Here is a 23,925-nt window from a genome sequence, read left to right on the forward strand (position 1 = left end):
AGGTGCGCGCATTGTAAGGCAAAAGCGCCCTCACCCTAGCCCTCTCCCGGGGGGAGAGGGAACCGATCCGGGGATATTGACGAGATACGCCGACCTGAAAGATTTGCTTTGAATCCATAATCGACACGATTTTTCAGGTCGATGTATAGCGAAAGACATCTCGGTCAGTCCCCTCTCCCTCCGGGAGAGGGCTAGGGTGAGGGGAAAAACAGACGCCGCCGATCAACTGACCAGCTCGGTATCAACCACCCGCGCCCATTCCTCCACCAACCGCGCCGGCGTGCAGCAAGTCTTGCGCTTATACACAAAATTCCGGCACTTCTCGGCAAACTGATTGCGGTTGTACAGCATGTCTTCCTGCATCTCCTTCAACTCAGCCTCGCGACACTGACGGATCAACACATGATCGACCCGCAGCTTGCGTTCGCGCACCGGCGCATAAGTCGGATCGCTCAGCACGCTGTTGGCCCGTTGCAGCAGCCACAGCGAGAACTCGTCCGGGCAGCGCGGGCCGATTTCCTGAACCATGCCCAGTTGCAGCGCCTGAGCCGCGCTGACCGGCAGACAGGCCTGGGTCAATTGTTCCGCCATGGCCGGGCCGACGGCGCGGGGCAGGCTGTAAGTCCAGTATTCCGAGCCGTACAGGCCCATGCTCTTGTAATGCGGGTTAAGCACGATGTCGGCGCGGGCAAACACGATATCGGCGGCCAGTGCGAGCATCACACCGCCTGCGCCGGCATTGCCGGTAACCCCGCTGACCACCAGTTGCCGTGCGCTGAGCAATTCTTCGCACACATCATCGATGGCCTGGATGTTGGCCCAGGCTTCGGCACCCGGATCTTCGGCAGCCTGGATCACGTTCAGATGCACGCCATTGGAAAAACTGCCGCGTCCACCCTTGATCAACAGCACCTGAGTGTCGCGGGATTTGGCCCAACGCAGCGCCTCGGCCATACGCTGGCATTGCTCGGTGCTCATGGCGCCGTTGTAGAACTCCAGCGTCAGCTCGCCGACCTGACCGGACTCGCGATACCGGATCGGTTGATACATCTCGTCAGTGAACGGCGAGTTGGCAATCGACCAGTCCAGCACCGGCACGCCAGACAACTGACCGGCCAGCACATGCCGCGCCGGACGCTTGAAGGTTTCCTCGCCCGGTTGCGGTTTGCGTCGCAACGAGCCGATCCACAGGCTGTGATCACCGGTCGCCACCAGTACCGCGTCGTCGTGTACCGCGAGAATCTCGCCGGGCATGCCGGTGCGATGATCGAGGTGTGCGTCGTACACGTAATACTGCCCGCCGGCCAGGCTGGCGAGTACGCCGGGCTGGCCGTCCGCCGCGTCGATGCAGCGCTTGATGAAGCGCGAGCAGTCGTGCCAGCTGAAGGTGCGATCGTCCTGTTTCATGTTCGGCTGCAAGCGTCCACGAACCTTGGGATCGTTGTAGTCCAGCGCCACCGGCACGAAGCCGTCGATGAATTTTTCCACCACCTCACGGATGCAACGGGTCGCCGCGTCGCTGACCCGACCGTTGTACAGCTCCGATTTGCGCAGGCCGGTCGGCAGGTTGAATTCGCAGGTGGCCCAGACCGGGCCGGCGTCCATTTCTTCCACCGCTTGCAGGGCGGTCACGCCCCAGGACGGCAGCTCGCGCATGATCGCCCAATCCAGTGCGCTGGCACCGCGATCGCCGACGATGCCCGGGTGGATGATCACCACCGGACGCTGCGGGTTGCTCCACAGCGCGTGGGGAACGCGGTCCTTGAGGAAAGGGCAGATCACCAGGTCAGCGCCGCTGTTTTCGATCTGTTCGCACACGGCGGTTTCGTCGGTGAACAGCACCACGCTGGGCGAATGTCCGGCCTGGCGCAGCTCCAGCCACGCGCGCTGGGTCAGGCCGTTGAACGCCGACGACAGAAGAATGATGTTGAGTGATCGCATGGTTGCTCTTCCTTGAAAGGTCAGCCGCAGGCTCCCGGTGAGCCGTCCGTGGCTATCGATGGAGGCGCAAGGTTAGAGACTGGCGTGGGGGGCGCCACTGATCGAGATCAACGTTGTGTCAGGCAATGTTGCCGTGCCGACGGCGTGCCTTATTCTCAAAGGTTTGCTGATCCTGATTTTTTATTACTTCAAATGTATCCGGCGCTATTGCACAGTCGCACCCTTGATCACCGCCGGAAGATCCCGGCGTATCCATGGATTTTCGCAGCGGGTGGAGCCCGTTTTCAGGGAGTAAGGCATGGGGAGTCACAACCCGCATTACCAGGTCATCGGGCAAATGTTCCAAAAGGACTACCGATGGTTGTGCGCGGCGGTCAGTCGTACCCTCGGCTGCCCGCACAGCGCACAGGACATTGCTTCGGAAACTTTTCTTCGGGTTTTGGCACTGCCCGATCCGCTGGCGATTCGCGAACCCCGCGCGCTGTTGACCACGATTGCGCGGCGGCTGGTCTATGAAGGCTGGCGCCGGCAGGATCTGGAGCGCGCTTATCTGCAAAGCCTTGCCTTGGCGCCGGAACCGGTGCACCCGTCGCCCGAGGAACGGGAATTGGTGATCGAAACGCTGCTGGCGGTGGATCGCTTGCTCAACGGCCTGTCGGCCAAGGCCAAGGCTGCATTTCTCTATCACCAGCTCGATGGCCTGACCTACAGCGAAATCGGCGAACGCCTCGGCGTGTCCACCAGCCGAGTGCAGCAATACATGGTCGAGGCATTCAAACGTTGCTATCAGGCGATGCAGACATGAGGCCGGACGACACGCTGATCGACGAAGCCGCGCAATGGATGGCGCTGCTGCAATCGGGGCACGTCAGCTTGCAGGAGCGCGCGGCCTTCGACGCCTGGCGCACGGCGGATCCACGGCATCAGCAAATCATCGAGCAAATGGGTGGCGGGTTGAACCTGCTGCGCCATGCGAACCTGCGCGGCTTGCCGCGTGAGAGCGTGCTGCACAGCCTGAATGCACCGTCCAGTCGGCGTCGATTCCTCAGCGGCAGTTTGAGTGTGCTCGGGATCGCGGTGCTGGCGGGTCTGCTCGGGCGACACTATGACTGGCTGCCGGAGGCCGGCGAGTTGTCGACCGGAACGGGCGAGCGTCGGGAGTTCACTCTGGAGGATGGCAGCGCCCTGACCCTCAATGCCCGCAGCCGCGTGGTGCCGCGCTTCAACAATCTCGAACGTTTGCTGGACTTGCGCAGCGGTGAGCTGCTGATCGATGTCGCAAAAAATCTGGCCCGGCCGTTTGTGGTCGAAACCGAGCATGGGCGGATGCGCGCGCTCGGGACCAAATTCCTGGTGCAGCGCGGTGAGGATTCGACGCGGCTGGTGATGTTGCATTCGCAAGTCGAAGTGGCCACTGCCAGTGGCGCGCGGCAAGTGGTGGAGGCGGGTGAAAGTCTGCTGTTCAACGCTCAGGAAATCCTCGCGCTGGAACGCAGCAAAGGGCAGGAAAGTGCCTGGGTGCAAGGGCGGCTTGAAGTGCATGATCGCCCCTTGAGCGAAGTCATCGACAGCCTGCGCAGCTACCGTCGCGGCATCCTGCACCTGAGTCCCGAGGTCGCCGGTTTGCGCCTCAGCGGTCTCTATCCGCTGGACGACAGCGACCGCACCCTGCAGCTGCTGGAGCGTTCGCTGCCGATCCGTGTCACCTGGCACAACCCGTACTGGGTCAGCATCGAAGCACGGTTATAAATCCATAACTTCCCGGTCTATCCGCGACCCTATAAAAAGCGCCGGCCCGCTGCTCATTCCCTGCAGACGCCTTCAACAGGGAAGCCCCTCGATGTTCTCATTCAAACAACAACAATTGTCCCGCCTGACGCTGGCCATCGTGCTGGCGACGGGCATGGTTCCGGTCGCCGTTCAGGCACAAGACGCCGCCGCTCAGGTCTTTACCTTCGACATTGCCGCCGGGGCCCTCGACGAGGTGCTGCTGGACATCTCGCGCCAGACCGGCGTGCCGATTTCCTTCAGTCAGAATCTGGTTCAGGGCAAACGCAGCAGTGCGGTGCGCGGCGCATTGGGTGGCCGCCAGGCGGTAGAGAAAGCCTTGCTCGGCAGTGGTCTGCAAGTCGAGCAGGGGGCGCAGGGCCTGAGCATTCGCCCGGCCGATACGCCGAGTGCCGCGCCGGCCAAGGCCGCTGCCGTGGCACCCGCCAGCACTGCCGATTACCGCATGGAAAAAGTCACCGTCACCGGCTCGCGCATTGCCCGCGCCCAGAGCGATGGTGCGACCCCGGTCAACGTCATCACCCACGAAGAGATGGAAGCGCGCGGCTACAAGAACGTCTACGACGCCCTCGCCACGCAAACCCAGAACACCGGCATGACCCAGGGCGAAGACTACGGCAACACCTGGCAACCGGCCGCCAGCGCCCTCAACCTGCGCGGTCTCGGGCCCAACCACACGCTGGTGCTGATCAACGGCCGACGGGTCGCCGATTACCCGACGCCGTATGACGGCAAGGTCAACTTCACCAACCTGGCGAACATTCCGTCGGCGATCATCGACCGCATCGAAGTGCTCAGCAGCGGCGCCTCGGCGATCTACGGTTCGGATGCGATTGCCGGGGTGGTGAACATCATCCTCAAGGACAAAATGAATGGCGTTGACGTTAACCTCAAGGGCGGCAGCAGCGAGCGCGGGGGCGGTGACAACCAGCGCTTGCAGATCAGCGGCGGCGGCAGTTGGGGCGACTTCGACGGGTTGTTCGGGCTCGAACTGACCAACCGCGATCCGATCTGGGCCGATGACCGTGGCTTCATGCAGAGCGGGCCGCTGGCGGATGTCGGCTACCGTCGCGACCTGACCAACAACCGCTACCTGGGACCCGGCTGTGGCGCGTATCAGGGCACGTTCGACAACAAGCTGTTCAACAGCGGCGGACGTTGCCGCACCGATCAGATCTACAACGATTACTGGACGGTGCAGACGCAAAAGGAAAACTACGACGGCTACACCCGTGGCACCTGGCATTTCAGCGACAGCGGGCAGGTCTTCGCCGATTTGATGTACGGCCTCGATCACATCCAGAACAACACACGGGGCCCGAGCTTCACCTCGCCGGATTTCATCAACCAGAACAGCGGCAATCTGGAGCGTTGGTATCGACGCTTCGGCGAAGAGGAAATCGGTGGGCGCACCAGCAACAACAGCAAGTGGCGCGATACCTCATGGACCGGCACCCTGGGCCTCTCGGACAAGATCGCCGACACCGGGTGGAACTATGAACTGGCGGCCAACCGGTCCGAATACAAAAGCGTGCGTACCACCCGTTACACGCCGCTGTCGTCGATCCAGGATTTCTACCTCGGCCCGCAGTTGGGCACCCGTGGCGGTTACCCGGTGTTCGCGCCGGATGCCTCGCGCCTCGACCGGCCACTGACAACCCAGGAGTGGGAGCAGTTTCGCGGCAACCTGACGCAGAGCAGCAAGTCGGTGTCGACCAGTTACAACGCTTCGGTCAACGGCGAGTTGTTTGACCTGCCGGCCGGCCCGGTGGGATTCGCCGGCGTGCTTGAGGCAGGCAAGCAGGAATACCGCATCGACCCGGATGACAGCCTCAACGACGGCAGTTTCTACGGCGTGACCCCGGCGCAAAGCTCCGGCGGCTCGCGCAAGCGTTATGCGGCCGGTGGCGAGTTCAGCATTCCGGTCACCGACACGGTGCTGGCGACAGCGGCAGGGCGCTGGGACCAATACAAATTCAGCGGCCGCACCGAGCAGCAGAAAACCTACAACCTCGGCCTGGAATGGCGGCCGGTGACCAGCCTTTTGGTGCGCGGCAGCTACGGCACCAGTTTCCGCGCACCGGACCTGAACTACATCTATCAGTCCGACAGCAACGGTTACTACCCGGCGCAGATCGACTATTACGGCTGCAGCCAGGGCGTGGAGGGCGCCTGTGATCGCGGGCGGGTCGATTACACCCAGAGCGGCACGGCGGATCTGGAATCCGAACGCGGCAAATCCTGGACCTACGGTTTCGTCTGGTCGCCTTCACGCAATTTCGATTTCTCCACGGATTTCTGGCGGGTGGAGATCGATGACCTGCTGACCACTGTCGACGAAAACCGCCTGTTGCAGCAAGAGAACGAATGCCGCAATGGCACCCAGGACATCAACTCGGCCAACTGCCAGTCGACCCTGGCGCGCGTCGATCGCAATCCCGGCAACGCCGCCGTAGATCCCAATCAGTTGCAACGGGTACGCGTGAACGCGATCAACGCCGCCAGCGAACGGGTCAGCGGCCTGGACTTCAAGAGCAACATCCGCTGGGGCGCCGGGCAGTACGGCGCGTTCAGTTCGGCGCTGGGCTACACCCTGGTGCTCTCGCATTACTACAAAGAATCGGACGAGGCGCCGACCCAGGACTGGCGCACTTCGCGCACCAACTACGACTGGCGCAGCAAGGTCAACGCCAGCCTGACCTGGGATTACCAAAAGGCCACGGCAACGCTGATGGGGATTCGTTACGGCTCGGTCACCAATGGCGCGGGCGACGGGCGTCTGTCGCCGTGGACGGTGTTCAACGCCAGTGCGCGGTACAAGCTCAACGACCGGGCAAGCGTCGGGCTGACCGTGAACAACGTGCTCAATCAGGTCAAGCATGACGACTCGGCGGGCTGGCCGTATTACCCCACCGGCAATTACGACCCGTACGGGCGCCAGTGGTGGCTGGATGTGAGTTATCACTTCGGCAGTTGAGGGCGAAATGACGTCCGGCAGCGTCCTACGGAAGTTGCCGGACTTTGGGCGAAAACGGGGATATTTCCGACGACTTTTTAAGGTTGGCCGTCGGAAGCGGGGCCTATAGCATCGGTCGTGACATGAAGTCACTGACCGGCCTGGAGACTCGGGCCCCTGACATTGGATGGATTATGCGAATCCCACATCTCGAGCACGAAAACTCTACTTATTCCCCTCGTGATTCCTGGCGCCACGATCACGCCAGATGCCCTATGGAGGGTGTTCCGATGCCCCAAGCGAAAGCACCCCGGTTTACGGGGCTGAAGAAGGTCGAGGGGAAGCCTGTTGAGGTGTTGCTGAACGGCCGGATATGGGACAGAGACACCATGCACATTGTTGGTTACGCGCGGGAAGGTTTTGATCTGCGGGACGTTGTGAACATGATTTCAACATCCGAGCTCTACCGGGAAAGCGAGCTTGTGCAGCTCATCACCGGAAAGTCCGTCAGAACCGTGCGGCGCTTGCTGAATAGTGGCGAGCCGACGCGAATGAGCCGACAGCAGAGCATGATCGCTTTTCAGTATGCGCACGCTCTTGAGTCCGCTATCGAGGTGTTCCACGATCAGCCGAGCGCCGAGGAGTGGATGAGCAAGGCGACCAAATGGTTAAACGGTTACAGACCCGTTGCATTGATTGAAAGCTCACTGGGGTATCAATCGGTCATTGCTTATCTGCACCGGATTAAATACGGGGTTTATCAATGAACCCGCTGCCTTGGGACGACCGCTGGTATGCGTGGCGTTTGGACCCTGAGCTTTACCGGTGCACATGGGACAGCGGCATCGGTTCAGAACTGCAGGGCGGTCGATGGAACCGGCCCGGCCGCCGTGTCGTTTATGCTTCGATCGATCCATCTACAGCCATTCTGGAGGTGGCCGCTCACGGGAGTTTCAACGCACTTGATAGAAGTCCCTATGTGCTGACGTGCTTTGAGGTGGTCAGTGAGGCGCTTGTGAAAATCGTGCAACCCGAGGAGCTGCCCAACCCCTACTGGATGAGTCCCGCACAGGCCTCGCCCAACCAGCAGGATTTTGCCGACGCGTTGCTCGCCGAGCACCCGTTTGTACTGATTCCATCGGCAGCCACCCGGCACTCGTGGAATTTGCTGGTGAGCTGCGATTTGGCAGAGGGGCAATTCAGGATGATCTCGCAAGAGCGATTCGGGCTGGATACGCGATTGCTCACGGACGCGGAACTGGTATGAGAAATCACGCGCGTCTTTTTGCATAACCTCAGCACCCAACGGTCTAAATCGCGCCCTATAAAACCCTGTCTGCCATCGCACATCCCTGCATAAACCAAAACGCAGGGATGGCTGTTCATGATCCATTTTTCACCCGTTAAATCCCCTTTGAGCCTGGCCTTGCTGCTGGCGATCAACACGTTGCCGGCCGTCGCTGCCGACAGCACGGCAAACGAACCGACCACCCAACTGCAACGGGTCGAAGTCACCGGCACCGCGATCCGCCGGGTCGATGCCGAAACCGCCGTGCCGGTCACCATCCTGCGGGTCGAGGAGTTGCAGAAGCAGGGCGTGACCACCACTGAAGAGCTGGTCAACCGCATCTCGGCCAACCAGTCTTCGGTGGGCTCCGGGCGCTCGGTGGGGTCGAGCAGCGGCGGGGCGTCCTATGCCGACCTGCGGGGCATTGGCCCGAACAAAACCCTGGTGCTGCTCAACGGTCGGCGTCTGAGCAACAACGCGACCAATGCGATCAATGGCTCTGGCGTCGACCTCAACACTATCCCGTTCGCCGCTATCGACCGGGTGGAGGTGCTGCGCGACGGCGCCTCGGCGCTGTACGGCACCGATGCCATCGGCGGGGTGATCAACTTCATTACCAAGACCAGCCTCACCGAAGGTCAGATCAGCACGAACTACGACACACCGACCCATTCTGGCGGCGGCGAAAGTCGCAATTTCAGCGGCAGTTGGGGTTTTGGCGATTTACAGGACGATCGCTTCAACGTTTTCGGCGTGGTGAGTTACGACAAGCAGAATCGCCTGGCCGCCGATGATCGTGGCTACACCTATAACTACCAGCCAGGGCGCGGTCTGGATTACACCTCCGGCACGGCATCGCCCGCCAACTGGAGCCAGGGCAGCAATGCCACCAACCCGCTGGCCGGTTCCGGTTGCAATGCGCCGGGGCTGTTGTCACGCAACGGCATCTGCCGCCAGAGCCTGTGGAACTACCTTGATCTGGTGCCGGAAACCGAGAAGACCTCGGCCTTCGCCAAGGCCACCGGCAAGCTGTCGGACGATCACAACGTCAGCCTCGAATACTTCTGGGCGCGCAACGAAAACCGTACCCAGATCGGGCCCGGCACTTTGATGGGCAATCAGGTCAACCCTGGCACGGCGTTCTATCCGGGGAACGGCATTACGCCCGGACCGAGCGGTTTTGCCCTCGACCCTACGCAACCGGTGGACGTGAACTGGCGTGAAACCGCCGTCGGTGCCCGTCAGCATGAGGACGACAACACCGGTCAGCGCCTGCTGTTGAGCTTCGACGGCACCCTGGTCGGGTGGGATTACAACCTCGGCGCGTCGTACAACCAGAACAAGGTGGTCAACACGATTCGCAGCGGTTATGTGAACGACCGTGCCGTCAGCCAGGGCATCGCCAACGGTGTGATCAACCCGTTCGGCCCGCAGACCGCCGCCGGTTCGGCACTACTGGCAGCCAACGAGGTAGAAGGCGATTACGCGACCGCAGTGGGCCGGGTCAAGGCGATTGACGGGCGTGTCAGCCGCGAGATCGGCGACTGGTTCGGTGCAGGGCCTTCGGCACTGGCGCTGGGCGGCGAGTATCGCAAGGAAGATTTTCATCAGGATTTCGCTGCGTTTGCCGGCGACGTGCAGAGCCTGGGTGTTGATCCCAACGGCAGCGTACAAGGGGATCGCAGCGTCTCGGCGCAGTACGCCGAGGTCAACGTGCCGGTGCTCGACAGCCTGGAACTGTCCGCCGCCGTGCGCCACGACAAGTACAGCGACTTCGGCAGCACCACTAACCCGAAATACTCGTTCCGCTTCCAGCCGTTCAAGGAACTGGTGGTGCGCGGCGCTTACAGCGAAGGTTTCCGTGCGCCATCGCTGTACGAGTTGTACAACCCGACGTTTACCTCGTTCACCAACGCCAACTACAACGACCCGCGCCTGTGCGCTGGAGGCAACCCGAGCAACGGCGGCATTGCCAACCGCGACTGCGCCCAGCAGTTCAATCGCACCTCCGGCGGCAACACCGACCTGAGCCCGGAGACCGCGCGCAACGTCACCCTCGGTTTCGTTTACCAGCCGTTCGATCGCCTGACCACCGGCCTGGATTTCTGGTGGATCGACATCGCCAACCAGATCGCCGAGTTCCCCGAATCGGCGGTGTTCGAGAATCCGGAGCTGTACCCGGAGCGCCTGATCCGCAAGCCCGACGGTTCCATCGATCACATCGTCACCGGGCTGGCCAACCTCGGCAAGATCAAGACCAACGGCGTCGACGTGAGTTTCGACTATCGCCTGCCGAGCACGCCGTACGGTGATTTCGGCATCGGTCTGCAAGGCACTTACGTGACCCGTTATGACTATCAGCAGCAGCTCAAGGGTGACTACATCGACAAGCTCGGCGATTTTCGCGGTGGCGACTTTGCCTCGGCCGGCGCCGTGGCCCGTTGGCGTCACAGCCTGACCGGCAGCTGGAACTACGGCCCGCTCGGCGCAAGCCTGACCAACCGCTACACCAGTGGTTACCACGACTCGGATCGCGAGACTCACGATTACGTCGGTTCGTACAACGTCTGGGACGTGGCCGGCACCTACACATGGCGCAAGACCCTGGCGGTGACCCTCGGGGTGAAAAACCTGTTCGACCGCGAGCCGCCGTTCAGCAACCAGACCTACACGTTCCAGAGCGGCTACGACCCGAAATACGGCGACCCGTTTGGCCGCACGCTATACACGCGGGTCAATTACAAGTTCTGAAAATGATCGGTCGTGGCGGGTTTTAGTCACTTATCGTTCTAAACCCCGCCCTATAAAAAATGCCTGCCTGCTGCACATCCCAGGTAGGCAGGAGGTGTGGTGACTGCTCTGACCTCTTCGCGAGCACGCTCGCTCCCCCAGGGATTTGTGTTCACCACGAACCTGTGTGGGAGCGGGCTTGCTCGCGAAGAGGCCCTTGGCGTCGCCCAATCATCAGGACCTTGCCAATGCGCTTCAGACTCATGCTTTTTGCCGCCTTAGTGTGGTTGAGCCCGCTCAGTTTCGCCGCGCCCCAGCACGCCCTCACGGTCTACGGCGAAGCCCCGAAATACGCCGCGGATTTCCAGCACCTGGCCTACGCCAACCCCGACGCGCCAAAGGGTGGAACCCTGCGCCGCTCTTCGCTGGAGAGCGGTCCGTTCGATCACCTGATTCCCTACATCGACAAAGGTACCGGCGTTGCCGACATCGACGGCTGGCTCTATGCGCCGCTGGCCTATCGCAGCAAGGACGAGCCTTACAGCGTATACGGTCTGGTCGCGCAACGGATGGAGCTGGACGCGGACCGGCGCTGGCTGCGCTTTTACCTCAACCCCAAGGCCCGGTTCGAGGACGGCACGCCGATCACCGCCGAAGACGTGCGCTACACCTTCGAGTTGTTCACCACTCAGGGCAGCCTCAAATATCGCCAGCAGTTTCGCGATGTCGCCGAGGTGCAGGTCGAGTCGCCGACCCAGGTGCGTTTCGTGTTCAAGAACAACGAGAGCCGTACCTTGCCGCTGGATCTGGCGACGTTGCCGGTGCTGCCCGAGCATTGGTGGCGCACGCGCAATTTTGCTGATGGCGCAGGTTTCGAGATTCCGCCGGGCAGCGGGCCGTACAAGGTCAGCGCGGTGGATGCCGGACGCAGCGTGAAATTCCAGCGGATCAAGGACTGGTGGGCCAGGGATCTGCCGATCACTCGCGGGCTTTACAACTTCGATCAGTTGAGCGTGGAGTTTTTTGCCGACACCGACGTGTCGCGACAAGTGCTCAAGGCCGGCGGCTTCGATTACAACCGCGAGTTCTCCGCCACCAGTTACACCATCGGTTATGCCGGGGCGGCGCTGGAACAGGGCAAGTTGCTGCGCGAACACCTCGCACCCGGCGCCGCGCAAGGTGCCCAAGGCTTTGTGTTCAATCTGCAGAAGCCGATGTTTCAGGATCGTCGGGTGCGGCAGGCGATTGCCATGCTCTGGGATTTCGAATGGAGCAACCGGCAGATGATGCGCAGCATGTACCTGCGCCAGCGCAGCTTCTTTTCCCACAGTGCGTTGTCGGCCACCAAACTGCCGGATGCCGAAGAACTGAAAATCCTCGAACCGTGGCGCGGCAAGATTCCCGATGAAGTCTTCAGTCAAGTGTTCGAAGCGTCGCGCACCGACGGCAGCGGCAACATCCGCGCGCAACAGTTGCAGGCATTGAAACTGCTGGAGGCCGCCGGTTGGAAACCCCGTGGCGATCAATTGGTGAATGCCGCCGGCGAGCCGTTGCAGTTCACCTTTCTCAACGGGCAGAAGGGTTTCGAGCGCCTGCTGCTGCCGTTCAAGCGCAACCTGGCGCAGATCGGCATCGGCTTCGATATCCGTCAGGTCGACACCGCGCAATACACCAACCGCGTGCGCAGCCGCGACTACGACATGATCGTCGTCGGTTACCCGGTGAGTCAGGCACCGGGGCGCGAGCTGTTCAACTACTTCGGCTCCGACGGCGCCGATGATCCAGGCTCGAACAACTACATGGTGCTGCGCGACCCGGCGGTGGATGCGCTGCTCGAAGGCGTGGTGCAGGCCGACAATCGCGAGAGCCTTCTGCGCCACGCCCATGCTCTGGATCGGGTGTTGCAGTGGGGCTATTACTGGATTCCCAACTATTACCCGCCGGGAATTTCCACGGTCTGGTGGAACCGCTTCGGTCGCCCGGCAATTGCGCCGTTGTACGACGCCGGACTCGACACCTGGTGGGAAATCAGCCCGACCGCGCTGACCTCGACGCAGATGCAGCAACAGCACAAGGAGTACGCCCATGTGGGGTTATAGCCTGCGGCGTCTGCGGCTGATCGTGCCGACCTTGCTGGCGATTCTGCTGGTGAACTTCGTGATTGTGCAGGCCGCGCCCGGTGGCCCGGTCGAGCAGGCCATCGCCCGATTGCAGGGGATCGGTGTCGGTGCGGCGGTGGGTGCCAGCCATGTCGAAAGCATTGGCGGCGAGTCCCGCGCGACTCGGGGCCTGGATCCGAAACTGGTGACCGAGATCGAGCGGCAGTATGGCTTCGACAAAAGCGCTGGCGAGCGCTTGTGGCTGATGCTCAAGAGCTACGCGCAACTGGACTTCGGCAAGAGCTTCTTCCGTGGCGCGACGGTGACCGAACTGATCTGGCAGAAGCTGCCGGTGACCCTGTCGCTGGGTTTGTGGGCGACGCTGATCACCTATCTGGTGTCGATCCCGCTGGGGATTCGCAAGGCGGTGCACAACGGTTCGGCGTTCGATGTCTGGAGCAGCGCGGCGATCATCATCGGCTACGCCATGCCGGGGTTTCTGTTTGCGCTGCTGCTGATCGTGGTGTTCGCCGGCGGTACGGCGCTGGACTGGTTTCCGGTGCGCGGGCTGGTCTCGGACAACTTCGCCGAGCTGTCGCTGTGGGGCAAGGTTGCCGATTACTTCTGGCATCTGGTGTTGCCGGTCAGTGCGCTGGTGATCGGCGGTTTCGCGACGCTGACGATCCTGACCAAGAACAGCTTCCTCAACGAGATCTCGCGGCTGTACGTGGTCACGGCCCGGGCCAAGGGCTTGAGTGAACGACAGGTGTTGTACGGGCACGTGTTTCGCAACGCGATGTTGCTGGTGGTGGCCGGATTGCCTCAGGCATTGGTCACGGTGTTTTTCGGCGGCTCGCTCTTGATCGAAGTGATCTTCTCCCTCGACGGTCTCGGCCGCCTGAGCTACGAGGCGGCGGTGTCGCGTGATTACCCGGTGGTGTTCGGTTCGCTGTTCATCTTCACCCTGTTCGGGCTCTTGATAAAACTGCTGGGCGACCTGTGTTACACGCTGGTCGATCCGCGCATCGACTTCACCGCGAGGACTGCCTGATGCCGACGCTTTCTCCCATCGGACAGCGCCGTTGGGCGCGGTTCAAGGCCCATCGACGCGGCTGGTGGTCGTTGTGGCTGTTTCTCGCGCTGTTCGGCCTGAGCCTGGGCGGCGAACTGGTCGCCAATGACAAACCGTTGCTGGTGACGTATCAGGGCGAGTGGTATTTCCCGGCGTTCAAGCGCTACACCGAGCAGGATTTCGGCGGCGAGCTGCCGTTCCAGCCCGACTACCGCAGCGCGCAGGTGCGTGAACTGATCGAGGGGCAGGGCGGACGGATGTGGTTTGCGCCGATCCCGTTCGGTTTCGACACGGTCAACTACGACCTCAGCGAACCGGCCCCGAGCCCGCCCACCGCTGAAAACTGGCTGGGCACCGACGATCAGGCGCGGGATGTGCTGGCGCGGGTGATATTCGGCACACGGGTGTCGCTGTTATTTGCTCTGGGGTTGACAGCGGTGAGCGCGTTGATCGGCATCGCCGCCGGTGCCTTGCAGGGCTATTACGGCGGTTGGGTCGATTTGCTCGGCCAGCGTTTACTGGAGGTCTGGTCGGGGCTGCCGGTGCTTTACCTGCTGATCATTCTGTCGGGCTTCGTCGAGCCGAATTTCTGGTGGTTGCTGGGGATCATGGCGCTGTTTTCCTGGCTGAGTCTGGTGGACGTGGTGCGCGCCGAGTTCCTGCGCAGCCGCGGACTTGAATACGTGAAAGCGGCGCGGGCGCTGGGTGTCGGCGATTCGCAGGTGATCGTGCGTCACATTCTGCCCAACGCCATGAGTGCGACCTTGACGTACCTGCCGTTCATTCTGACCGGGGCGATCGCCACGTTGTCGGCGCTGGATTTTCTCGGCTTCGGCATGCCCGCCGGCAGTGCTTCGCTGGGTGAGCTGATCGGTCAGGGCAAGAACAATCTGCAAGCACCGTGGTTGGGCCTGACGGCGTTCTTCGCCCTGGCGCTGATTCTTTCTTTACTCGTTTTCATCGGCGAAGCCTGCCGTGATGCCTTCGACCCCAGGACTTGATATGCGTGAACATCTGATCGAAATACGCGACCTGCGGGTGGCGTTCAAAGGGCAGGAAGTGGTGCACGGCATCGACCTCGACATTTGCCCGGGGGAATGCCTGGCGCTGGTGGGCGAATCGGGTTCCGGCAAGTCAGTGACGGCCCACAGCATTCTGCAACTGCTGGACCCGCACATCACGCAGATCGACGGCTGCATCCGTTATGGCGGCGAAGAGCTGCTGGGTGTGCACGAGCGCTATCTGCGGCAACTGCGCGGCAACCGCATCGCAATGATTTTTCAGGAGCCAATGAGTTCGCTGAACCCGTTGCACAGCATCGAGCGACAACTCGGCGAAAGCCTGGCGCTGCACAAAGGCCTGGCGGGCACGGCGGCGCGCAAACGGATTTTGGAGCTGTTGGAACTGGTCGGCATTCAACGTCCGCGCGAGCGGCTGAAAGCGTATCCGCATCAGCTCTCCGGCGGGCAGCGGCAGCGGGTGATGATCGCCATGGCGCTGGCGTGCGAACCGCAGTTGCTGATCGCCGATGAGCCGACCACAGCCCTCGATGTCACGGTGCAACGCAAGATTCTGTTGCTGCTCAAGGAGCTGCAACAGCGGCTGGGCATGGCGCTGCTGATCATCAGTCACGACCTGAATCTGGTGCGCACCATTGCCCAGCGGGTGGCGGTGATGCGCGCGGGCGAAATCGTCGAACAGGCGAGCTGCGAGCAATTGTTCCGCGCGCCACAACATCCCTACAGCATCGAATTGCTCAACGCCGAACCCGGCGGTGCGGCACTGTGTCGTGATGCGGCGGAGGATTTGCTCGAGGTTCGCGATCTGAATGTGCGTTTTCCGCTGGGCGGCGGATGGCTGCGGGCCAAGACTTATCTGCACGCGGTCAATGGCATCGATCTGAACCTGCAACGGGGCAAGACCTTGGGCATTGTTGGTGAATCCGGATCGGGCAAGTCCACTTTAGGTCAGGCGATTTTGCGTCTGATCGACGCCGACGGCAGCATCCGCTTCAAGGGTGAGGCGCTTGAACGACTGAGCGGCAAGCAATTGCGTCCGCTGCGCAAACGCCTGCAAGTGGTGTTTCAGGACCCGTTCGGCAGCCTGAGTCCGCGCTTGTGTGTGGAGCAGATCATTGCCGAAGGTTTGCAGGTGCACAGCGACTTGAATGCGCAGGCACGCGAGCAGGCTGTGATCAATGTACTGAAGGAGGTCGGGCTCGATCCGGCGACGCGTCATCGCTATCCCCACGAGTTTTCCGGCGGGCAACGGCAACGCATCGCCATCGCCCGGGCGCTGGTGCTCAAGCCGGATCTGATCCTGCTGGATGAGCCGACGTCGGCGCTGGATCGCACGGTGCAGAAGCAGATCGTTGCGCTATTGCGCCGGTTGCAGGAGGAATACGGGCTGACCTATCTGTTCATCAGCCACGACCTGGCGGTGGTGCGCGCGCTGGCCCACGATCTGATCGTGATGAAGGATGGCGAGGTGGTGGAACGTGGCGAAACGGCCGGGTTATTCCATTCGGCCCGGCACCCGTATACGCGGGAGCTGCTGGCGGCGTCGTTTGCCGGTGTGAACGCCTGAAACGACAAATCCCGCCACAGGGGCGGGATTGTTTGCAGACTGGCTGCGGTCTTACGCAGGGAACAGCTCGGACAGTTTCATCGACAGCATCATGTCGCCTTCAACGCGCAGCTTGCCGCCCATGAAAGCCTGCATGCCGTCGGTTTCGCCGCTGACGATACCTTTGAGGGTTTCGCTGTCCAGCACCAGCGTGCAGTTGGCGTCCGGGTTTTCGCCTTCCTGGATGTCGCAGGTGCCGTCTTTGACGATCAGGGCGTATTGCTTGTCTTCGTCAGTGATGTTGAAACCGAAGACCAGATCCAGACCGGCAGCGGCGGCTGGGTTGAACTTGGCTTGCATTGCTTTTACGGCATCAGCTACGGAGGTCATGGTTCGATCCTTTTTGGTTGATTGCAGCAGGGTCACAGTAATCCGGACTCAGCGAAAGGTGATGAGTTCCGGGGCCTTCAGCAGTTGCAGATGCGCATGACTGTTGAAGGAAGCCAGAGCCACCTCGCGACCGCGGAACTTCAGCTGGTTGAGCGAGGTGTTGACGATTTGCCAGTTCAGTTCAAAGGCCTGCCGGGCAGGCATTTGAGTGATGAGGTGGAGCAGGGCGGTGATCGTGCCACCGGAGGTGAACACTGCGATTTTCTGGGTGTTGTCGGCTTGTTCAAGTATTCGGTGCAGACCTGCCTGGACCCGCTCGACGAAAGCCAGCCAGCTTTCCAGGCCCGGTGTGTCGTAGGTGCCGGCGAGCCAGCGTTCGATGATCAAGGCGAAGATGCGCTGGAACTCGCCACGGTTTTGCGCGGCGTTACGCAGGATTTCCAGGGCTTCGGGCTCTTCGGGCAGCATGGCCGGGAGCAGGGCGCGGATCACGGCGTCGGCATCGAATTCGTTGAACGCCGAATCGATTTCCAGAACCGGAACCGGCAGGCCGACGGCGGCGAACTGTTCCAGCGCGCTGTTGGCCGTGTGTTGCTGACGGCGCAGGTCGCCCGACAGGCAGCGGTCGAAGCTGATTCCGAGTTCGGCGAGGTGGCGGCCGAGGATTTCTGCTTGGCGTACACCGGTCGGCGACAGGACGTCATAGTCGTCTGCACCGAAGGAGGCCTGGCCATGTCGAATCAAGTAGATGCTGCCCACGTCCGCGTCATCCCGGTACGTTGAAGGTTGTGGCGAGGTTATGGGGATGACGGTGAGCTGTCAATGAAAAAACATACGCTTGTTTGAAATGCCCGTTCCAGCCTTGTTGCCAGAGGTTTCACGGCTGGCCGACGGGCCGGTGCATGGGTATGCTGGAGCCAATTCCCGCGCGTGTTTTACGACCGCGCATCGTTTGAAGGAGTCTCTGTGGAGTTTTTGACTGAATACGCCAGTTTCCTGGCCAAGACCGTGACGCTGGTCATCGCCATTCTGGTGGTGCTGGCAAGTTTTGCTGCATTGCGCAGCAAGGGCCGGCGCAAATCGGCCGGCCAGTTGCAGGTCAGCAAGCTCAACGATTTCTATAAAGGCCTGCGTGAGCGCCTGGAGCAGACCCTGCTCGACAAGGATCAGCTCAAGGCCTTGCGCAAGGGCCAGGCCAAGTCCGAGAAGAAACAGAAAAAGAAACCCGAAGCCAAACCTCGGGTGTTCGTGCTCGACTTCGACGGCGACATCAAGGCTTCGGCCACCGAAAGCCTGCGCCACGAGATCACCGCACTGCTGACCCTGGCCACGCCAAAAGACGAAGTGGTCCTGCGCCTGGAAAGCGGCGGCGGCATGGTGCACAGCTACGGTCTGGCCTCGTCGCAACTGGCGCGCGTCCGTGAAGCCGGCGTGCCGTTGACCGTGTGCATCGACAAGGTCGCGGCCAGCGGCGGCTACATGATGGCGTGCATCGGCGAGAAGATCATCAGTGCACCGTTTGCCATCCTCGGTTCCATTGGCGTGGTGGCTCAGTTGCCCAACGTCAACCGCCTGCTGAAAAAGCATGACATCGATTTCGAAGTGCTGACCGCCGGCGAGTACAAACGCACCCTCACTGTATTCGGCGAAAACACCGAGAAGGGCCGGGAGAAATTCCAGGAAGACCTGGACATTACCCATCAGCTGTTCAAGAACTTCGTCGCTCGTTATCGCCCACAGCTGGCAATCGACGAAGTTGCTACAGGGGAAGTGTGGCTTGGCATCGCCGCACTGGAAAAACAACTGGTCGATGAGCTCAAGACCAGTGACGAATACCTGGCCGAGCGTGCCAAGCAGTCCGAGGTTTATCACCTGCACTACGCCGAACGCAAAAGCCTGCAGGAGCGTATCGGCATGGCGGCCAGCGGCTCGGTGGATCGCGTGTTGCTGAGCTGGTGGAGCCGCTTGACCCAGCAGCGTTTCTGGTAACAATTGCGCACGCTCGCGAGGTCTTCGCCCCGCGAGCGCGATGCATTTTCAACGCAAGACAGTGCGGTATATAGATATTTTGAAGTTTGATAATGTTGCTGTTTTCAGTGACGAACTCATCAAATAAGCGCGCTGTATTCAAAGGTTTTTCGACTTTATTCTGAATGTCCACTTCAGAATAAAGTTGTTAAACATGGACGTTGAAAATAGTAAATCAAGTTTGCCTGCCATGACGCCTGATCAACAAGGCGTCTTTTTTGAGCTGTATAAAAAACAGATTCCTTCCTGGTTGCTGACGTCGGCTGAGACGGTTCGCAATGACCTCTACGAAAGTTTGAAGAAAAGTTTTAAGTCGCGACATGCGGCACTGCAGCAACTGCGCGCACTTAAATCTCCACAGAGCTTCTGTACGCCGCTGTTGGCCAAGGCGATGAGTGAGAAACTGGGTGAACCTTTCGAGGTCGAGGGAGCGATTTTTCAGCATGTGCGTTCCACCTCCAGCCTGTTGGGCCTGCGCAAGAAACTGGTATTACCCATCGAACGCGATTTACTGATGGCTGCCTGCGAAAATTTCGAATTATCGGAAACGCTGGCCAGCAACTATCACGAACATTCCTTGCTTTATATTCCGGAACAGATAACCGGGCGATCCAGTCGTGTGTTGTCGATGCGGCCCAACGAATTCGCCAGACTGTGCCGTTTTCTGGATCTTGGCGAGCAATATCAAAAACATGTGAAGACTTTTTTTGGTGGCGGTAGTCAAGTCGCAAGTCTGCAGGCAACTTCGGTAACGTACTCGAAAGACCAGTTTGATGTTGATCGGCACATTGCTTTAATGCGCGGCTACATCAGCCCAGATGTCTATCAGATGCTGAATTCGGTAAAAAACCAGGAGCCGTCGATCAAACTGGGCAACAACACACTTGGATTTCAAAGCCTTGAAATGCTCGGCGTGACGCTCAGGGGCCCAATGTTCATCGGCCCGGTCAGCGAGCATGCCGACAGCGATTACCGCTGTGTGATCTATATGCCAGGCGATCCTGATCACCCGTTGAAAGAATACCCGTCGTTTCAGAGGTTCGAACTCGAATTGAGCGGGCGTCTGCGTGACGCCCGGTTCCACCGTTTTTTTTCGCGCTTCATTACGATGAAGGATCGTCCGGCGTTCCTTAAAGGACTGGATGTAAGGTTGTTGAAAGTCCAGCCGAATCAATTCCCGATCTCCACGACGTTTCTGCCCCTGACAGGTATCGATCTTGAAGGTGATGCAAAACAGGATCTGTTTCTGGCGATCTTCCAGCACCGTGCCGCGCAGGTTTGCGCCGACGCCCGTCTGCTGGTGGTGCCGACCGACGACGAAGACGAGAAAACCCGACTGGCGAGGCTGGACACTTATAAGACCATCGGGCTGAACACCGCGCTGTTCTTCCTTTCATTTGTCCCGGTCCTGGGTCAAGTCCTGTGTGCCGTGGCCGGCTTGCAGTTGCTCAACGAAATATATGAAGGCATTGACAGTTGGGCCCACGGCGATCAGGAACATGCCGCCGACTGCCTGTTTGACACGCTTGAAAACCTGATCCTGATGGCGGGGTTCGCCACCGGCGGCGTAGCGGTGGGAAAAGCCTTTAAAACCGTGCGCTCGTCGAATTTCATCAGGGGCCTTGAGCATGTGCCGGTGGCTGACAACCTGTCGCATCGGTTGTGGAATCCAGACATGAGCGCTTACCGCCAGCAGGAGTCGATGCCGAGCAGTATGTCGACCGATGCACAAGGTCTGGTCTGGCGCGGCGAGGACGGTTATCTGCCCTTGGGGCCCGATGCTTACGCGGTGCGTCCGTTGAGCGGCACCAGTCTGTGGGAGGTGCATAACCCCACATTGCCCAAACGTTATTCGCCATTGCTTGAGTCCAATGGTGCGGGCGCCTGGCGGCATGACTCGGAGCTGCCTCACGAGTGGAATGCGCTGACGCTGTTCCGTCGGCTGGGCTTTCGTGAAGAACAGATTTCGGACACTCGTGCCGAACAAATCATCGCCGCAACCGGGATCGACGAAGCCGCCATGCGCCGGCTGTTTGTCGAGCGTGGCAAGCCCATGGCGATCCTGACTGATTCGGTCAGGCGCTTTCGTGCGGATATCGGTGTCACCCGGTTCATGGACCAGATGGCCGTGGCTGCCTCCGCGCCGCTGGCCGATGCCGATCTGCAGCTGTACTTGCTGACAGCAACGGGCCGCTGGCCGCGGGATCTGGCAATCAGCGTGACGGATATCATGGCCAACGAAGTGACCCGATACGGTGGGACCCAAGGCACCCGCGAGGTAAAAATCAATGAAGATCTGATGCGCGACGGCCGGTTTTATCCGCCGTTGCTGGCAGCGCTCAGTGACAGTGAGCGTTCGCATCTGCTGGGTTCTGCCACCGTAGAGCCCAACAATCAGAGCGCGCTGCTCGGGATGCACATTGCCGGGCTGGCGCCTCGCATGCGCATGGCAATGATGGATCGACTGTTTCGGCGCGCGGACGTCTGCGAACGTTCCAGGAGCGAGCCGATCGTCAAGGCCTTTCCGGGGTTGTCGGCAAGCGTCGCCGACGAGTTGGCGCATCATGCCGATGCGCATGAATGGGCGCAGCTTGACGCAGGTACCGTTCCGCTGCGTCTGGCAGAAGAAGCACGGCGATATCAGCAGATCCTGCGTCTGAACCGCGCCTATGAGGCGTTGTATCTGGACGCCGCCAGCGGGCGCGATGCGGATATGTTGATACTCGACACCTTGACGCACTTGCCAGGTTGGCCTGGTGATGTGTTTATCGAAATACTGGATTGGGGTGTATTTGCCGATCAACGAGCCACGATCGGTGCTGACGGCGCTGAACATCAGGCGTTGCTCGAGGCTTACCCTGAACGCTATCAGGGCCTGGATTCGAGCCATGCCGTCGTTTCCAGGCAGCCGGGGCGTACCCGGACGAATTTTTTCCAGGCATTGTGGCAAAGCCTTCCGTCACACAGCCGTAAAGCCATTGGCGTCGATGAGGATCTGGATGGCACGGGCCTGAGAGAAAAAATAACCGCGCTGGCACTGCAGCGACGTGTGGCCTACGCGAAGGTGCTGGGAATGGAAGCTCCGCATGCCGACTATCGGTCTCCCATGGGGCTGGCGGATCGGAAAGTCGAACAATCGGTTGTGCAGGCGGGGTCGCCCACTCACCCGATGCCGCATCGATCGTCCGTGTTGATACGCCGTGCCCGACGGCTGTATCCCGCGCATTCAATGGCGCAGATTGAGCGCTTTGTGTCGACGCTTGGGACTGACGAAGTGCTGGCCATTCGAAAGCTTGAGGACATGCGTCAGGAATACCGGACAATCCTCGACACGCTTGAGCGGTGGGTTCATCGCGAAACGTGGTATCACGACGGCGATGGCATGAGGCTGAGGGTTCCTTTCCATACCAAGAGGCGCGCGGCGCAGGCGATCCTGCGTGCGTGGCGCAAGGAAGACCAGACGCCCGCACCTTCCGGTGAGAACCTGTACAACCTTGTTTTCGATGCGGTCCCGCTGGGAAATCTGCCGGTGGTCGTCGGTGATTTCACCCATGTGACGGCGTTGCAGATGAGTGGTGTGGGGGCGAGTTCAGGACTGAATGCATTTCTGCGCAACTTTACCCGGCTGCGAGCGCTGAACCTTTCAGGAAACGAACTGACCCGCATCCCTCAGGTCGTTGCGGACATGTCGGGACTCACAGAACTGGATCTGAGTAACAACGAAATTCGCCTGAGCGAACGAGCAGCGCAGGAGCTGGGTAGCAAAACACACCTGCACTCGTTGAACCTGAGTCTGAATCCAGCCCTGGGCCAAGTGCCCGCGTTGGCAGGGATGCGCAATTTGCGCCACCTGGATCTGCACCACACGGGAATCACCCAGTGGCCGGCGGACATCGACACGCTTACGCACCTGGAAACCCTGGATCTGCGCAACAACAAAATCGTCGAGGTTCCGGATTCTGTGTTCAAGGCGCGCGCCGTGCTCAATCGAGGCACCCATATCGACGGCAACCCGCTGTCCGTGGCCAGCCTTCAGGCCCTTGCCGATTATCAGCGAGTGCAAGGTATCAGCCTGGGTGTGATCACCCCTGACTACCTCGCTACGGTACGACCGGCTGTCGATGTGCAGGGTGCCGGGTGGGTCAGCGGGTTGCCGAGGACGCAGATTGCGCGGGCGCAGGAGGTCCTGTTATCGCTGTCGGCTGATCCCGATTCCCGGGCCTTTTTCGAGATGCTCATGCAATTGCGCGGGACGGCCGATTATTTCCACACCCGCACCCAGCTTGGGCAGCGGGTCTGGAACGTGCTGGAGGCCGCCTGTGAAAACGACAGGCTGCGTCGTGTGCTGTTTCGGATGGCCAGAGAAGGGCGTGTGAGTACCGCCAATGCCACTGCGTTATTTAGCGATCTGGAGGTCAGGGTTCTGTGCTTCAGGGCTTTGGTAGCGGCTCGCACCGGCAGTCAGGCGCTAGAGGGTGATCTGATTCGTCTGTTGCGTGGACTGTTTCGATTGCAGGAGCTTGAAAAACAGGTTGTCCTGGAAACGGCGCGTCGCGCCAGAACGGAATCGCTGACCTTGCGCCAGGCTCTGGATATCAACCTGATTTACCGGGTGCGACTGGCAGAGCGGCTGGAGCTGCCTGCGCAACCGACTGAGCTGAATGTGCGGCTGGACGTCGAGGTCAGCGATGAGCAGATCGATGAAGCCTATCAAAAGGTGGTCAAGGCCGAAAATACTGCGCAATTGGCAAACTCGATCAGCCGGCAGGAATTCTGGGCCGAGTATTTGTGGACGAGTCGTCAGGACGTGTTTGCCGAGATTCTGGATCGCTGTGCGCGGGCTTTTTCCCTGCTGGAGTCTCAGGCCAATCTGTCTCGCGAAGCCGCCGCACAGCAAATGACGACAATCTACGACAACTTCAGAAATGAAAGCCTGGAGTTGCGCAAGCAACTGACCAATGCGGCATTGGCACGCCATCCAGGGCTGCCATTGCCGGCCACCTCGGGGCCCAACAGATTAGGAACGAAATAGGACTGAACAGAGGCCCCGGGCCCTTCGACAAGGGCC

Annotated in this window: 15 protein-coding genes; 12 read left to right on the forward strand and 3 right to left on the reverse strand. The window is 60.5% G+C overall.

The annotated features are described in order from the left end of the window. Nucleotides 1-222 precede the first annotated feature (222 nt). Complete coding sequence (locus tag L6D74_RS04005; RefSeq protein WP_236187733.1) at nt 223-1,941, reverse strand: hydrogenase maturation protein; 1,719 nt, start codon at nt 1,939-1,941, stop codon at nt 223-225. 298 nt (nt 1,942-2,239) lie between these two features. On the opposite strand from L6D74_RS04005, the gene L6D74_RS04010 reads away from it, so the two are divergent. From L6D74_RS04010 to L6D74_RS04055, 10 genes are all read left to right on the forward strand, one after another. Continuing rightward, a complete protein-coding gene (locus tag L6D74_RS04010; protein ID WP_064597063.1) occupies nt 2,240-2,746 on the forward strand; it encodes a sigma-70 family RNA polymerase sigma factor in 507 nt (168 codons plus the stop codon). Further along, nucleotides 2,743-3,690, forward strand: a complete 948-nt coding sequence (locus L6D74_RS04015; RefSeq protein WP_236187734.1) for a FecR domain-containing protein — start codon at nt 2,743-2,745, stop codon at nt 3,688-3,690. The genes L6D74_RS04010 and L6D74_RS04015 overlap by 4 nt, the downstream gene beginning before the upstream one ends. Before the next feature lie 91 nt (nt 3,691-3,781). Further along, nucleotides 3,782-6,706: a TonB-dependent receptor gene (locus tag L6D74_RS04020; RefSeq protein WP_236187735.1), complete on the forward strand. Its 2,925-nt coding sequence runs from the start codon at nt 3,782-3,784 to the stop codon at nt 6,704-6,706. 269 nt (nt 6,707-6,975) lie between these two features. Then, nucleotides 6,976-7,452: an antitoxin Xre/MbcA/ParS toxin-binding domain-containing protein gene (locus L6D74_RS04025; RefSeq protein ID WP_172829488.1), complete on the forward strand. Its 477-nt coding sequence runs from the start codon at nt 6,976-6,978 to the stop codon at nt 7,450-7,452. Then, nucleotides 7,449-7,952, forward strand: coding sequence for an RES family NAD+ phosphorylase (locus L6D74_RS04030; RefSeq protein WP_236187736.1), 504 nt, complete (start codon nt 7,449-7,451; stop codon nt 7,950-7,952). The genes L6D74_RS04025 and L6D74_RS04030 overlap by 4 nt, the downstream gene beginning before the upstream one ends. A 117-nt stretch (nt 7,953-8,069) precedes the next feature. After that, nucleotides 8,070-10,724: a TonB-dependent receptor gene (locus L6D74_RS04035; protein WP_236187737.1), complete on the forward strand. Its 2,655-nt coding sequence runs from the start codon at nt 8,070-8,072 to the stop codon at nt 10,722-10,724. A 227-nt stretch (nt 10,725-10,951) separates the two neighbouring features. Then, complete coding sequence (locus tag L6D74_RS04040) at nt 10,952-12,802, forward strand: extracellular solute-binding protein (protein WP_236187738.1); 1,851 nt, start codon at nt 10,952-10,954, stop codon at nt 12,800-12,802. Continuing rightward, entirely contained in the window at nt 12,789-13,853 is a 1,065-nt protein-coding gene (locus L6D74_RS04045) for a microcin C ABC transporter permease YejB (protein ID WP_236187739.1), read from the forward strand. The genes L6D74_RS04040 and L6D74_RS04045 overlap by 14 nt, the downstream gene beginning before the upstream one ends. Beyond that, nucleotides 13,853-14,875: an ABC transporter permease gene (locus L6D74_RS04050; RefSeq protein ID WP_236187740.1), complete on the forward strand. Its 1,023-nt coding sequence runs from the start codon at nt 13,853-13,855 to the stop codon at nt 14,873-14,875. Before L6D74_RS04045 ends, L6D74_RS04050 begins: the two co-directional genes overlap by 1 nt. Nucleotide 14,876: 1 nt before the next feature. Beyond that, the gene (locus tag L6D74_RS04055) at nt 14,877-16,460 is read left to right on the forward strand and encodes an ABC transporter ATP-binding protein (protein ID WP_236187741.1); all 1,584 of its coding nucleotides are present in this window, start codon (nt 14,877-14,879) and stop codon (nt 16,458-16,460) included. A 51-nt stretch (nt 16,461-16,511) separates the two neighbouring features. Here L6D74_RS04055 and L6D74_RS04060 read toward each other — a convergent pair whose 3' ends face one another. Then, nucleotides 16,512-16,829 carry an SCP2 sterol-binding domain-containing protein gene (locus L6D74_RS04060; protein ID WP_007959502.1) on the reverse strand — a complete coding sequence of 106 codons (318 nt, stop codon included), beginning with the start codon at nt 16,827-16,829 and terminating at the stop codon, nt 16,512-16,514. Between the two features lie 48 nt (nt 16,830-16,877). After that, nucleotides 16,878-17,588 carry a histidine phosphatase family protein gene (locus tag L6D74_RS04065; protein ID WP_085646803.1) on the reverse strand — a complete coding sequence of 237 codons (711 nt, stop codon included), beginning with the start codon at nt 17,586-17,588 and terminating at the stop codon, nt 16,878-16,880. A gap of 207 nt (nt 17,589-17,795) precedes the next feature. On the opposite strand from L6D74_RS04065, the gene sohB reads away from it, so the two are divergent. Together sohB and L6D74_RS04075 are read left to right on the forward strand one after the other, a co-directional pair. Then, complete coding sequence (gene sohB, locus L6D74_RS04070; RefSeq protein ID WP_064597046.1) at nt 17,796-18,818, forward strand: protease SohB; 1,023 nt, start codon at nt 17,796-17,798, stop codon at nt 18,816-18,818. A 193-nt stretch (nt 18,819-19,011) separates the two neighbouring features. Then, nucleotides 19,012-23,889 (forward strand): dermonecrotic toxin domain-containing protein, encoded by a 4,878-nt coding sequence (locus L6D74_RS04075; RefSeq protein ID WP_236187742.1) that lies wholly within the window; start codon nt 19,012-19,014, stop codon nt 23,887-23,889. The last annotated feature ends 36 nt before the right edge of the window (nt 23,890-23,925 follow it).

Source organism: Pseudomonas pharyngis (assembly GCF_021602345.1).
GTDB lineage: Bacteria > Pseudomonadota > Gammaproteobacteria > Pseudomonadales > Pseudomonadaceae > Aquipseudomonas > Aquipseudomonas pharyngis.